At 61.5% G+C, this 12488-nt stretch carries 12 protein-coding genes and 1 pseudogene; 7 read left to right on the forward strand and 6 right to left on the reverse strand.

Annotation, left to right across the window (positions count from 1 at the left end; translation table 11 throughout):
• Nucleotides 1-174: 174 nt before the first annotated feature.
• Nucleotides 175-930, reverse strand: coding sequence for an SDR family NAD(P)-dependent oxidoreductase (locus EV286_RS23920; RefSeq protein WP_132959677.1), 756 nt, complete (start codon nucleotides 928-930; stop codon nucleotides 175-177).
• Nucleotides 931-1556: 626 nt separating this feature from the next.
• Between EV286_RS23920 and EV286_RS23925 the strand changes: the two genes are divergently transcribed.
• A complete protein-coding gene (locus tag EV286_RS23925; RefSeq protein WP_132959678.1) occupies nucleotides 1557-1940 on the forward strand; it encodes a VOC family protein in 384 nt (127 codons plus the stop codon).
• Nucleotides 1941-2114: 174 nt separating this feature from the next.
• Here EV286_RS23925 and EV286_RS23930 read toward each other — a convergent pair whose 3' ends face one another.
• From EV286_RS23930 to EV286_RS32105, 3 genes are all read right to left on the reverse strand, one after another.
• The gene (locus tag EV286_RS23930) at nucleotides 2115-2957 is read right to left on the reverse strand and encodes an SDR family NAD(P)-dependent oxidoreductase (RefSeq protein ID WP_132959679.1); all 843 of its coding nucleotides are present in this window, start codon (nucleotides 2955-2957) and stop codon (nucleotides 2115-2117) included.
• A 233-nt stretch (nucleotides 2958-3190) separates the two neighbouring features.
• Nucleotides 3191-3763: a L,D-transpeptidase gene (locus tag EV286_RS23935; RefSeq protein ID WP_132959680.1), complete on the reverse strand. Its 573-nt coding sequence runs from the start codon at nucleotides 3761-3763 to the stop codon at nucleotides 3191-3193.
• Nucleotides 3764-3950: 187 nt separating this feature from the next.
• Nucleotides 3951-4100 (reverse strand): hypothetical protein, encoded by a 150-nt coding sequence (locus EV286_RS32105; RefSeq protein WP_165932924.1) that lies wholly within the window; start codon nucleotides 4098-4100, stop codon nucleotides 3951-3953.
• Nucleotides 4101-4185: 85 nt separating this feature from the next.
• Between EV286_RS32105 and EV286_RS23940 the strand changes: the two genes are divergently transcribed.
• The 3 genes and pseudogenes from EV286_RS23940 to EV286_RS23950 all read left to right on the forward strand — a co-directional run.
• Complete coding sequence (locus EV286_RS23940) at nucleotides 4186-5118, forward strand: MBL fold metallo-hydrolase (protein ID WP_132959681.1); 933 nt, start codon at nucleotides 4186-4188, stop codon at nucleotides 5116-5118.
• A gap of 404 nt (nucleotides 5119-5522) precedes the next feature.
• On the forward strand, nucleotides 5523-6479 hold the full coding sequence (locus EV286_RS23945) for an AEC family transporter (RefSeq protein WP_165932925.1): 957 nt from the start codon (nucleotides 5523-5525) through the stop codon (nucleotides 6477-6479).
• A 197-nt stretch (nucleotides 6480-6676) separates the two neighbouring features.
• Nucleotides 6677-6940 (forward strand): annotated as a pseudogene (locus EV286_RS23950) (DUF2934 domain-containing protein); the annotation flags it as partial.
• Nucleotides 6941-6969: 29 nt separating this feature from the next.
• Here EV286_RS23950 and EV286_RS23955 read toward each other — a convergent pair.
• Both EV286_RS23955 and EV286_RS23960 read right to left on the reverse strand, forming a co-directional pair.
• Nucleotides 6970-7788: an enoyl-CoA hydratase/isomerase family protein gene (locus EV286_RS23955; protein WP_132959684.1), complete on the reverse strand. Its 819-nt coding sequence runs from the start codon at nucleotides 7786-7788 to the stop codon at nucleotides 6970-6972.
• Nucleotides 7789-7962: 174 nt separating this feature from the next.
• Entirely contained in the window at nucleotides 7963-8868 is a 906-nt protein-coding gene (locus tag EV286_RS23960; RefSeq protein WP_132959685.1) for a LysR family transcriptional regulator, read from the reverse strand.
• 124 nt (nucleotides 8869-8992) lie between these two features.
• On the opposite strand from EV286_RS23960, the gene EV286_RS23965 reads away from it, so the two are divergent.
• From EV286_RS23965 to EV286_RS23975, 3 genes are all read left to right on the forward strand, one after another.
• On the forward strand, nucleotides 8993-10345 hold the full coding sequence (locus EV286_RS23965; protein ID WP_132959686.1) for an amidohydrolase family protein: 1353 nt from the start codon (nucleotides 8993-8995) through the stop codon (nucleotides 10343-10345).
• A gap of 77 nt (nucleotides 10346-10422) precedes the next feature.
• Nucleotides 10423-11616, forward strand: coding sequence for an arabinose transporter (locus tag EV286_RS23970; protein WP_132959687.1), 1194 nt, complete (start codon nucleotides 10423-10425; stop codon nucleotides 11614-11616).
• A gap of 69 nt (nucleotides 11617-11685) precedes the next feature.
• Nucleotides 11686-12459, forward strand: a complete 774-nt coding sequence (locus EV286_RS23975; protein WP_132959688.1) for an SDR family NAD(P)-dependent oxidoreductase — start codon at nucleotides 11686-11688, stop codon at nucleotides 12457-12459.
• Nucleotides 12460-12488 lie beyond the last annotated feature (29 nt).

The following is a 12488-nucleotide window of genomic DNA, read 5'->3' on the forward strand; positions in this document are numbered from 1 at the left end:
ATGTGCCTGTGCTCTGGCAACCCCTCGGACTGAACCACGGTGAACGGTAAGGCTGATACGCTCCATGGGCCTTTAACGGAGAAGGCCCATGAGATCACGCGGTCCATATCGTCGGCACTCGACGCAGCCACGCTGCAACTCTGCCAAGACATCCGCCACGGCGTATCCTTGTCTTCAGACGGGGTTCATCGCAGCGAACAAGCTATCGTAGTTTCCATCCCGCTCAGCCCAACGGCGTGCTTGATCCCGTTCGAGGAGTAGCTCTCCCCGCGGGTGTCGGCCGTGTTCCAGCATCGCCATCACCTCTGAGACATAAGTGGCAAGCGGCATTGCGCGTGGGTCCGCCGCCTGAGAGGCACCGGTCAGCTCGGTTTGAACGTAGGGAGGAGACAGTTCGAGGATCTCGATCGGCAGGTTGCGCAACTGGTGACGCAGCGACGTCAGCCATGAATGCAGGAAGGCCTTGCTCGCGCAGTAAGTCGGGAAATCAGCCCGTGGCAGGAAGGCGAGTGCAGAGCTTGTCGCCATGATGGCTGCAGTCGGCTGCGTCTTCAACGTCGGCAGGAAGGCAGCTACGACGCGCAGCACTCCCAGGACGTTGGTCTGCACGATGTTCTCGGCCGTTGTTCCATCCCAATCGGCGGACGTCATGTCCTCGACGCGCGATATCCCGGTATTGGCGATCAACACGTTCAGGTCAGGGAAGCGTTGGCGAACATCACGTGCCGTGCGTTCCAAGGCTTGAGGATCATTCAGGTCGAGATGCATGCCGACGATGCCGGGGCGACGATCCGTGATGTCGGTCAGCAGATCATGTCGGCGTCCGGCTACGATCACGCGGTTGCCCCGGTCGTGAAACGCCTCGGCGAGCGCACGCCCGATCCCGCTCGTGCCGCCTGTTATGAGGATGGTGTTGTCAGTCATTCGCATTGTTGGAACCTTTCCATAGCGTTTTAAGGAAAGGCCACGGCGTCATCATCAACCCGGCGCAACGCCCTGGACGACCCTGAGTGATCGGTCGAAGGATTGGCTGTGGGAGTGACTTGAATTGTTACCGCGCCTTTACACCCGAGATTTCCCTGCTGGGACCTTCTCGACAAAGGACGCGTTGGATGACGGTAACGCCTACGACAGAGTGTCTTGCACCGCTGCAGGTGGATAGCTAGTCGACAGGGCCCCTGCAGTCAACTCGTCAATGAGTGGAAGTCCGCAGCCAATCGCCTTGATGGACCGGGAGATATTTGCCGGGGCTTTTGAAGATGCGCGTCTTGTGGCCGTTTGCGGATTGAATATCGACCCCTACATGGGAAATACTCCGGCGCGGACGTATCGGGAATGGCTCGACTTTGCGTCTTCAGGGAAATTAGAATGCGGGCAAAGCCGCCTTGCCCATCAAAAGTCGGCCGGAAGCCGCCGACCTGGGATTTGCTGGGCCGATACGCTCATTGGGCTGACCCCGCTGTTGTGGTAAAGTTGCCCGACCAGTCCTAGCCCTTTTGCTGCGTTGCTGTGCCCTCAGGCGGCGTCACGGCTGCGCTGTTCTTGGAGGAACAGGAATGCCGGAGACGACGGTCAATGTTCGCTACATGGTCGATGACGTGGAGGCCGCCATCGCCTGGTATACGGGCCACCTTGGCTTCTCGCTTCTGTCAAACCACGCTCCCGCCTTCGCGGATGTGCGGCGCGGCGCGTTGCGGCTCCTGCTCAGTGGACCGATGAGCTCGGCGGGACGGCCGATGCCAGATGGTGAGCGACCGGGGCCAGGCGGCTGGAATCGCATACACCTCGTCGTGGAAGATCTGCCGAGCGAATTGGCAAGGCTCAGGGCTGCCGGCGTTCTGTTCCGCAATGAACTGGTCACTGGACCCGGAGGAGTGCAGATTCTTCTGGTTGACCCTTCCGGCAATGTCGTCGAGTTGTTCCAGCCGGCTAGCGGATAATCTGCAAGGGGTCAGAGGCTGACGAAAGCTTTGGTCCGCTCTCCGCCAAAGGCAACCATTCGGCTCCGCAGAGCGCCGAGGCGACAGCCGCGAAAATGACCAATCCCGAGGCCTTGGGGCGCAATTCGAAAGATCAGCCAATTATCCGGGTCTTTGAAAACAGCTAACGTGAATTCAGCTCTTCGCGAAGTCCGCCGCTGTGAGAGGAACAGGTCTGTAGCCGCCGACATCAGCAATATCGTATTCCCGACCCAGCTCTGCTGCGACCAGGACCTGCCCCGATTTCGACATCAGCGCAGGGTCCCGCCAAAGTCCGGCAATGACGTGGCCGATGAAGCTGGGGGATTCGGAGTTGGACAAGTCGAAATATTCGGCGTTCTGCAAGACGGCTTCGGTGCGTACCAGACCGGGATAGAGCGCGACGGCGGCTACATTGTGTGGCAGCAGTTCATGCGCGAAGTCCGCGGCCATCTTGTCGGCAGCGGCTTTGGCGACACCATAGATCGCGTTCCCCTCGTAGAGTTGCGCGGCCCAGAATGAAATATTGACGATCAGACCGCTCTGCGCCGAGATCATCATCGGTGCCACTGCACGCGACATCATGAAAGCCGCCCTCAGTGCAGTGTCGATCATTGCGTCCCACCGCCAGATGGGCTGCTCCCAGAAGGGCCGAGGCCAGGTAAATTCGCCGTCCTCAACCATGTTTTCATAGCCGGGCCATGCATTGTTCACCAGAATATCCAGCCTGTTGCCGGCTCGAATCTCGTCGGCCACGCGCTCGGTTTCGGCGTCGTTGCTATGGTCACAATGATGAACGACAACTCGTCCGGGTAGTTTCTCAGCCTCAAGCTCGAGCCCATCCAGCGATCCCGCGCGGTTGCCCCGCACGCGTGCTTCTGCCTCGGAACGCGTCCTGCCGGTAACGTGTACCGTGGCTCCTTCGGCGAGCAGAGCCAGCGCAATCCCGCGGCCGATACCGCGGCTTCCACCCGTTACCAGCGCGACGACATCTTTCATGTTGGCTGGCCTCCCATACGATGGCTGTTTGCACGGCTGGTGAGCATGCATTTGGGCTGCGGTATAGCGCCCTCAAAGAATGACTCGACGCAATTGCCCCGTAAGCGTTGGCGGGCACTTCAGGAGACGTCGAGTGTAACGTCCCGTCGGTGAAGGAGAAGGATGCCGATCCGTGACGGTATCCTTCTCGTCCGGTGTGCAGGCCGGCCTTTGTTCTGGATGGCAGGCGAGTACTAAATAACGAGCACCCGCGTTCCCACCGGCGCTCGGGAATAGAGGTCCACGATATTCAAGTTCGTCAGTCGCACGCAGCCGTTCGACACCGCTTGGCCGATCGACCAGGGTTCATTGGTGCCATGGAGCCGGAACATCGTATCGCGCCCATCCTGGTACAGATACAGGGCCGCAGCTCCCAACGGATTAAGCGGTCCACCGGGAACGCCGTCCGCATATTGGAGCAGTCTCGGTTTGCGCTCCATCATGGCTTCGGTCGGCTTCCATGAGGGCCATTCGGCCTTGCGCCCGACCGTTGCCTCGCCCCTGAAGGTCAGTCCCTCCTCCCCGACCGCGACGCCGTAGCGTGTCGCACGACCGCCTGGCTCGACGTAATAGAGGAAACGTTCCCGCGTATCGACGACGATGGTTCCCGGTCGTTCAGGTCCATAGTAGGCGACTTCCTGTTTGCGATAGCGGGGATCGCGGTCGGGATCCGCGAAAGACCTTTCGTCACTGGAAACGCATCCGGAAGCCATAACTGCGAGCCCGCTGAGCAGGAGCGCGCGACGCGTGACATGGTTGCGATCCATTCGTACCTGCCCGTTCTTGTCCCTCTAAGTTACCAATTATCATCGCGGGCCGTGACGGCCAAGGGATGGGACCGGCGGGAAGCTGCAGTTTGTTCAGTAGATGCTAATCTGCAGCGATGTGTTGTTATCGTGCCACGGTCGCCGACCGTGGAATGACAGCGAGGAATACAACGGCAACGGTGATCGTCTAGCGACCGGTTTCCCGCTCGATGTTGCCGATCATCAAACCGCCGCCCGCCGCTTCGGTGCGAGACGGTCCGTGGACAATCACGATCGCGGTGAGGATGGCGTTTCCCCCGTCGATGATTCCAAACTGCGTTGCGGTGGCACCACGCAACTACGACTTGCCGAAAACAAGGACGAGCTACATTCTCTCCTGCGAATGTTCTTCAGGTTCCAGCTTCGGCAAGAGGTGATTGAAAATGAGCAAATTTCAGGTTTGTGCCACTCGGAGGGAGGTCATCGCCGGGGCGCTTGCGGCGACGGCGACCTCTCTTCTGCCGCACGGCGTGTACGCGGCGGAGTTTCACCGGTTTACGCACGGGCAGTTCGATATCACTGTCGTCAGCGATGGCTTCATCACTCTTCCGGCTGAAGTCCTGCTTCCCGACGCGACCCCGGATGAAAGAGCCACCATCATAAAGCGGCTCGGCGGGGATCTCCAAGCCGCTCCCGTGCAGGCGAATATCCCGCTCATCAGGCAGGGAAGCGACCTGATCCTCGTCGATGATGGGTCTGGAACGCACTTCCAGGCGAGCGCCGGAAAGCTCGTCGAGAATCTCAAGACCTTGGGCGTGGATCCTGCGGACATAACGAAGGTGATCTTCACCCACGCGCATCCCGACCATTCCGGAGCGACCACCACAGCTGAGGGAAGGGTCCTCTATCCGAACGCGCAGTACTATGTCAGCAGCGTGGAATGGGAGTTCTGGACCGACAAGAATTATGAGGCGCACATGCCTGCCGCGCTCCATGAGTTTGCGCGCGGCGCGCAGCGCGACCTTTTCGCCGTCAAGGACAGGCTTACGCTGGTCATCCCGGGTGATGAGATCGTGTCAGGCATAAGCGCCATCGGAACGCCGGGTCACACGCCCGGACACATCTCCCTGGAACTGGCCGGAGATGGCAACCTGCTGATTACCGGTGACGCCTGCACCAACGACATCATATTCTTCGAACATCCGAACTGGCACTTCGGCTTCGACACGGATGCGGAGGTTGCGCTAAAGAGCCGACGGACGCTGCTAGAGCAGGCCGCTGCCGGCAAGATCAAGATGCTCGGCTATCACTGGACATATCCCGGCGTGGGCTATGCCGAGCGCAAGGATAGCGCATATCGCTTCATCGCGGCCTAGCAGCCGGGGTCTGCGCTTCTTAGGATTATGAGCCAAGATCCGTCGAGGATTTTTGGAACCTTCCGCCCATTGATGCGTTGAGCATGTCTTACCGGTCGACTTCCCAAATCGTCGGCCGTTTAGCCCCGGCCTTCGCCCCCCAGCCAGTGCCGGGGCTTCTTATGTCTGCACGCCAGACCCGCCGCCTTCCCTGCGCGGCGCCACCCAATCCGCCGCCCGGAATTCATATCCACTTGAGGCATGGTTCATGGTCCCGAAGGAGTGAGGTGATCTGTTATTTCTTTCTGCCGGGCACGCTCTACATGGCTCGCATACCGCCGCATTGTTCCTTTGCTCAAAAGCGCTGCGGGTCAATGACCGGCGCGTGTGCGCGATCGTCGATGTCGATACGAAGTAGAAAAGGAATGCCGTTGACAAATGGCATGGCACAAACGATCGCGCAGGCGCTGATGCCAATCTGCTTCTGCATCCTCTTGGGATGGATGGCCGGCAAGACGAAAGTCATGCCAACGGAATACGGCCGGGCGCTTGCGAGGTTCGTGGTGCTGTTCGCGCTGCCGATCGCACTGTTCATCGCCGCGACGAAGGCCAATCCGCGGGATATCTTCGACATTCGGACCTTCCTGGCGCTTCTGGCGGGATTTGGCCTGACCTTCGTGATCGGCTGGCTTGGCGCGCGTCATCTTTTCCGACACAACGAAACCGACCGCGCGGTTCAGGCCCTGGCATGCTCGTTTCCCAACATTTCCTACTGCGGCCCACCGGTTCTGGTCGCCGCTGTCGGAAATTCGGCACTTCTTATGGTCGTAACTGGCAATCTCGTCGCCGCCCTTGTCATCGTGCCGATCGCCCTGGTCGTGATGGCGAGAAACGCGAAGCATGAAGCGAAGAAGGTAAGCTTTGTGGGCGCAGTGGCGAGGGCTTTGCGCCAGCCTCTCCTGCTTCTTCCTGTCGCCGGCGCCCTTTTCGCCGTCGCGGGGATCGGCCTGCCACCGCTTGCCGTAACTTCAGCCAAGGAAATCGGCGTGGCGGCTGGCGGGACAGCCCTGTTTGCCCTTGGGCTGATACTATCGGAAGCCCCGCTGCGGCTGGATCGTGAGATCATATTCAATGTCCTGGTCAAGAACGTGATCCAGCCGAGTGTCATTCTTGCCGTCGGCTACGCGCTTGGGCTGAGGGGAGCCAATCTTGCCCAGGCGTTCCTGCTTGGCGTCCTGCCAACGGCCGCGGAGGTCTCGGCAATCGCGGTGGCGCGAAACGCCTACGCCGAAAAGGTTGCAGGCAGCACGACCGCCAGCGTGCTGGCAAGCATCGTGACGATAAGCGTCGGGGTCGCCATCGCGCGTTTCCTCCAGTCCTGATCGGGTGCGACGCATCATCGCCACTGCTTCGATCTTGCCTGCTTATCCGCCAGGCAATCCCCGAAAATGGCAAAGTCGGGGGAGCGGGCCTTGAAGGCAGCGCCAGGTGCGCGATGTCAACATGGTCCCGCAGTCAACTTGCACTACATGAATATTGCAACGGAGGCACAGACATGGCTAAGAGTACCAATAACACCTCAAACCGACACGAACTGGTGCGCAGACGTGCCCACGCAATATGGGAAAGAGACGGTCGCCCCGAAGGCAAGCACGACGAGCACTGGCTTCAGGCAGAGCATGAAATAGACCAGGGGATCGGCGAGATCGAAGGCGATGACACTCCAAACCTCGCCGCAATTCGCGAGGCCGCGCGGGAGCACACTGATACCTTTCTAGTCCCTAGTGACCTCGAGGATGCGGACCAACGCGAGGCAGCGCCAGGGACGCGCGAACAGCCTTGAGACGAGTGGAGCCGTCAAGGCGCCGGAATTCACCGTGACAACTGCCCGGCATGATAGCCCAGGCGGCGCTCGAAATCCGGATTGGTCCTTGCGCCTTCGGCCAGTTGCCCAAGGCGTTTCCGTGTGCTTTCCAGCGAGGTCGCTCGACGGAAAGCGTTGGTCGAAGCGATCAGATCATCGGCATTTGGCAACCCATGCCGGTTGACGAGTTGCTTCACGGTGGACAGGCCCTCTCGATCAAACGACCGGATGCGCCGGATGAACTCGGCCACGAACCCGTCCAGTTCGTGATCGGGCAAGGCGCGATTTATCATGCCGTATCGCTCCGCAGTTGCCGCATCGAAGTCATCGCTTCCGAGAAGCATCTCGAGCGCCCGGCCTCGTCCCATCAACAGCGTCAACCGTTCGATGGCGCCGCCCCCCGGCACCAGGCCGAATGCAACCTCCGGCTGGCAGAATATCGCTTTCTCCAGGCTCGCAAATCGAAGGTCGCAAGCGAGAAGCATTTCGTTGCCAACGCCCCTCGCGCGGCCGCGCACCGATGCGATGCTGATTGCAGGCGATTGGCTGAGGCGTTCCGTGAAATCGATCCACACCGAGCGGCCTCCGGGCATGTCGGGCTGCGCTTCGCCGGCGCGGCTCATGTCGAAGTGCGCAATAAAGAATTCCGGATTGGCACTGTCGAAAAGCACGACCTTCAGCTCGGGATCAGCTTCCATTTCACGAGCCAATTCGTTGAGATCATTGATCGTGGCCGGGCCTATCAGGTTCAATGGCGGATTGTCGAAGGTGACATGCCAGAAGTCCGGTGAGTGCCGTGTTACCTGAAAATCCTTCTTGATCGTCATCCTGGTTCTCCATCGCATTCCAAAGCATCAGATGAGACATATGGCGCGGTCCACGGCACCCGGCCACCGGCTTCGGTAGCACCCGCTCGCTACCGCGCCGTTCTGCAGGCGGTGATGCGGTTACAGATGCAATATGCGCTGACACGTTTTTGGCACCGGTCAAAGGACCGGCCGTCAGAGCCTGCTGATGACCTCGATGCAGAAATCGGTGAATGCGCGGACCTTGGCCGGCGGATGCTTGCGTGAGGGGTGGATGGCAAAGAGCGGGAAGCGCTCGCCGTGCCATTCCGGAAAAAGATCGATCAATTCGCCGCTTTCCAGCAGATCGCCGACGCCCCAGCCGATCACCTGCGCGATGCCCGTGCCTGCCACGCACTCCTGGAGCATTGTCTTGGGATCGGTGAACTGAAGCGGGCCATGCGTCTCCACCACTATCGAGGTGGTTTCGTTGACGAATTCCCATTCGAAGGCATGCTTGGTGTGTGGGTCGCGAAATTGCAGGCAGCGGTGCGTTGAAAGTTCGGAAGGGTGCACCGGGCGGCCATACAATGCGATGTAGAGGGGAGAGGCGACGGTCAGTATCGGCGCTTCCACCAGTTTTCTGGAAACAAGGCTGGAAAAACGGGGTTGTCCGAAACGGATCGCAAGGTCGATGCCGTCGGAGACGAGATTTCCAAGCTCCTCGCTCGAGACGAATTCGATCGACAGTTCGGGGTAGCGATCACAGAATGCCCCGAGCCGTCCGGCGAGAACGAGCGGCAGGAAAAACGGGTCCATGTCGACCTTCAACCGGCCGCGTACGAGAGCGGTTGTGCCGGCAGCAACTGAAGCGGCTTCCTCGATCGCGTCGAGATGCGGCTTCACCTCTTCATAGAAGTGCCTGCCCTCGTCGGTCAGCATGATCGATCGCGTCGTCCTGTCGAGGAGGCGGACGCCCAGTCGTGCCTCGAGCCGCCCGATCGCACGGCTTACCCCGGATGCGGTAATCCCGATCAGTTCGGCGCCTTTGACGAAGCTGCCGCCTTCGACAACTGCGGCCAGAACACTCACCCCGGCAAGCAGGCGTCCATCGAAGCTCATGGGGCTATTCCTGACTTTTGGTCAGCAACCATCTGACATAAGCGCACTTAAATCAAGATCGCTTTGGCGCGATAACGTGCTCGGCGCCTCGCAAGGCCAAAACGACAACGGAAAGGAACTGAACATGAGCACGGGCAATCCTCGGAAGATTTTCAGGGGCGGCACCGTCGTCTCCATGGACCCGGCGGTCCCGAACCTCGGAAAGGGCGATGTCCTAGTGGAGGGCGACAGGATCGTGGCGGTCGGTCCTGCCGTTCAGGCGGACGATGCGGAGGTCATTGATGCTGCCGGCGCCATCGTTTTGCCGGGTCTCGTCGATGCCCATCATCATGCCTGGCTCGGCGTGATGCGCAGGATGATGCCGAATGTCGACGATCTCTTCGACTATATCGCGGTCGTGGCCGAAGCCCTCGGCTCGGCCTACCGGCCTGAGGACATGTATCAGAGCACGAGGCTGACCGCGGTCGCCTCGCTCGATGCCGGCATTACCACCATCATCGACGCCTGCCACAATTCCCGCAGCCCTGAGCACACTGACGCCGCGCTCGCCGCGTTTCAGGAGGCCGGCATCCGTGCGCTCCACATGGTCGGCAAGCCGATGGACAAGAAAGCCTCGCCGCTTCACCTGCCCGGCGATCTTGCCAGGCTTGCCGGGAAATGGGGCTCCTCTGAAACGGACCTGGTCCGCGTCGGCCTGTTCGGCCAGTTCGACCTCGACGCCTGGAAGGTCGCTCGAGGACTCGGCCTGCGGATACTGACGGAATTCATCGGCGATCTCGCCAAGCTCGGTCCTGAATTCGCAGAAAAGGGCGTGCTGGGTCCCGACAACATCTTCAATCACTGCACCCGTATCCCGGAGGATGCCTGGAGGCTGCTTGCCGATGCCGGCGTCAACGTAACCGTCAACCCGCGGTCGGACGCACTGTTCGGCTTCGATGACGAGTCCTTTGCCTACCAGCAGGCGATCGACCACGGCCTGACACCTGCCCTCGGCATCGATCTCGACACGGCATTCGGCAGCGACATGTTCGGCGAAATGCATGCCCTCTTCTCCCAGCAACGCTCGGCCATGCGCTACCGAAAGTTCCGAGGCGAAGCCGACGTCCCCGCCCCCATTTCGGTGCAAGCTGTCCTGGAGGCCGCGACGGTCAACGGTGCGAGAGCAGCGGGCCTGCAGTCGCAGATCGGCACGCTGACGCCGGGCAAGCAGGCCGATATCATCATGGTGCGGGCGGACGGCATCGGCGTATTCCCGCCGACCAATGCGATCGGCGCGGTCGTCCAGGCTATCGGGCGCTCGGACGTCGACACCGTCATGGTCGCGGGCCGCATTCGCAAGCGTCATGGAAAGCTGCTCGGCGTCGATACCGGTCGCCTGTTCTCGGATATAGCCGCATCGCGTGACCACCTCTTCGCGGCCGCCGGCTACAGGCCCGAGGGATTCGAGAAATCCTTTCCGCCTCTCGATGCCGCCTGAAGCATCGGGCATCTGACGCGCCGGCCGCATTTCACGCGGCCGGCAGCTTCCATCCCCTACCGAACATGGAGACCATCATGTCGCAACCGCTCTCCGCGACCGCGGATGGCGACGAGGCGCCGGTCCACCTCGATCGTCCCGCCCCGGCCATCATCGCTGCACTCTTCTGCGGCTATCTCTGCATCGGCCTGCCGCTTCCCGTCATCCCGCTCTTCGTCCATGACAGCCTCGGCTATGGCAATCTTGTCGTGGGCCTCACGATCGGCGTTCAGTTTCTGGCAACCGTGCTCACCCGCGGCTATGCAGGCAGGGTAACCGACATGCAAGGCGGCAAGCGATCGGCGCTGCAGGGCGCGGCCGCCTGCGCATTCGGCGGGCTCCTGTATCTCATTGCGGCCACACCTTCATTCGATTCCGCCCTGAGCCTGCCCCTGCTCGTCATCGGCCGCCTTGCGGTCGGCCTTGGCGAGAGCCAGTTCGTGACGGGATGCGTGTCATGGTCGATCGCCTCGGTCGGCCCGCAGCGCGCCGGGATGTCGATGTCCTGGACCGGTATCGCCATGTTTGCCGCACTTGCCGTCGGCTCGCCCATCGGCATGCGGCTCTTCCAGAGCCACGGCTTCCTCGCGGTTACGATCGCCTGCATCGCCACACCCTTGCTTGCCGCAGCAATCGCACTCGGCGCGAAGTCCTACACGTCGGCGGCCGGCGCGCGCCTCGCCTTCCGCCGCGTCGTCGGCCAGATCTGGCGGGAGGGCCTTGGCCTGATGCTCTCGGGCGTCGGGCTCGCGGTGCTCAGCGCCTTTGCCTCACTCTTCTTCGCTTCCAAGGGATGGTCTCATGCCGGCTTCGTCATGACGTGTTTCGGCGCCGGCTTCATCCTCGTGCGCCTGCTTTTTGGCCACCTGCCGGACCGGATCGGCGGATACCGTGTCGCGGTCGTCTCCTTGCTGGTCGAAGCGGTCGGGCAGGCACTGATCTGGGCCGCCCCGAATGAATCCGTCGCACTCCTGGGCGGGCTAGTCACAGGGCTTGGCTGCGCGCTCGTCTTTCCGGCGCTTGGCGTCGAGGCCCTGAAGCGCGTGCCTCCGGCAAGCCGTGGGAGCGCCATGGGCGCATTCGTGGCGTTCCTCGACATCGCCTACGGCCTGTCCGGCCCGGCCGCCGGGGTCGTCTCAGGCATGTTCGGTTACGCTGCCGTCTACGTTCTCGGCGGCGTTGCGGCGTTTCTTGGAAGTCTCGTCGCCTGGCGGGCGAAAGCGCGGAACTAGCTCCAGCCGGCCGAAGTTGCTTGGCAACCGCCACGCGCCTTTCTAGGTTTTCAGCAGAAGGAGAAATCCATGTCGCGGGTATTCATTTCCGGGTCATCGACCGGCCTCGGTCTGATGGCGGGCCAGCTGCTTGTCGAGCAGGGTCACAGCGTCGTGCTGCATGCCCGCAGCGCTTCGCGGGCCGAAGATGCCAGGCGCGCGCTGCCCGCGGCAGAGGCCGTCGTGATCGGTGACCTGGCGACGGTCGCCACGGCGAAGGAGGTCGCCGGGCAGGTGAATGAGCTCGGGCGGTTCGATGCCGTGATCCACAATGCGGCCGTCGGATACCGCGAGGCACATCAGGTCACGGCCGATGGACTGCCGCACGTCTTTGCGGTCAATACGCTCGCCGCCTACATCCTGACTGCGCTGATCGAGCGGCCGAAGCGGCTCGTCTATCTCAGCTCCGGCATGCACCAACATGCCGATGCCAATCTCGACGACATTCTCTGGCAGAGGCGCCGATGGAACGGATCAACGGCCTATGCCGAAAGCAAGCTGCATGACGTGCTGCTGGCATTTGCGGCGGCGCGCCTTTGGCCGGTCGTCATGTCCAACGCGCTCGAGCCGGGCTGGGTCGCCACAAAGATGGGCGGTCGCGGCGCTCCCGACGATCTCACCCAGGCCCACAAGACCCAGGCATGGCTCGCAGCAAGCGAGGATGCCGCTGCAAGAACTTCCGGCGGCTATTTCTATCACCTGAGGCCGCTGGACCCCAATCCGGAGAGTCGTGACATCGCGTTGCAAGACCAGCTGCTCGATATCTGTCGCGAAATTTCAGGCGTGGAACTCGCCAGCGCCTAGACAGCGCCGCTGCTCCGCCCAGCCGGCGA

It is taken from the genome of Rhizobium sp. BK251 (genome assembly GCF_004345245.1).
Lineage (GTDB): Bacteria > Pseudomonadota > Alphaproteobacteria > Rhizobiales > Rhizobiaceae > Rhizobium.

Excerpts from the sequence above, each read along its gene's own strand:
- EV286_RS23945 (WP_165932925.1), top strand. The coding sequence starts at position 5,523 with ATGCCGTTGACAAATGGCATGGCACAAACGATCGCGCAGGCGCTGATG.
- EV286_RS23930 (WP_132959679.1), bottom strand. The coding sequence starts at position 2,957 with ATGAAAGATGTCGTCGCGCTGGTAACGGGTGGAAGCCGCGGTATCGGC.
- EV286_RS23940 (WP_132959681.1), top strand. The coding sequence starts at position 4,186 with ATGAGCAAATTTCAGGTTTGTGCCACTCGGAGGGAGGTCATCGCCGGG.
- EV286_RS23975 (WP_132959688.1), top strand. The coding sequence starts at position 11,686 with ATGTCGCGGGTATTCATTTCCGGGTCATCGACCGGCCTCGGTCTGATG.
- EV286_RS23970 (WP_132959687.1), top strand. The coding sequence starts at position 10,423 with ATGTCGCAACCGCTCTCCGCGACCGCGGATGGCGACGAGGCGCCGGTC.
- EV286_RS23960 (WP_132959685.1), bottom strand. The coding sequence starts at position 8,868 with ATGAGCTTCGATGGACGCCTGCTTGCCGGGGTGAGTGTTCTGGCCGCA.
- EV286_RS23920 (WP_132959677.1), bottom strand. The coding sequence starts at position 930 with ATGCGAATGACTGACAACACCATCCTCATAACAGGCGGCACGAGCGGG.
- EV286_RS23935 (WP_132959680.1), bottom strand. The coding sequence starts at position 3,763 with ATGGATCGCAACCATGTCACGCGTCGCGCGCTCCTGCTCAGCGGGCTC.
- EV286_RS23955 (WP_132959684.1), bottom strand. The coding sequence starts at position 7,788 with ATGACGATCAAGAAGGATTTTCAGGTAACACGGCACTCACCGGACTTC.
- EV286_RS23965 (WP_132959686.1), top strand. The coding sequence starts at position 8,993 with ATGAGCACGGGCAATCCTCGGAAGATTTTCAGGGGCGGCACCGTCGTC.
- EV286_RS23925 (WP_132959678.1), top strand. The coding sequence starts at position 1,557 with ATGCCGGAGACGACGGTCAATGTTCGCTACATGGTCGATGACGTGGAG.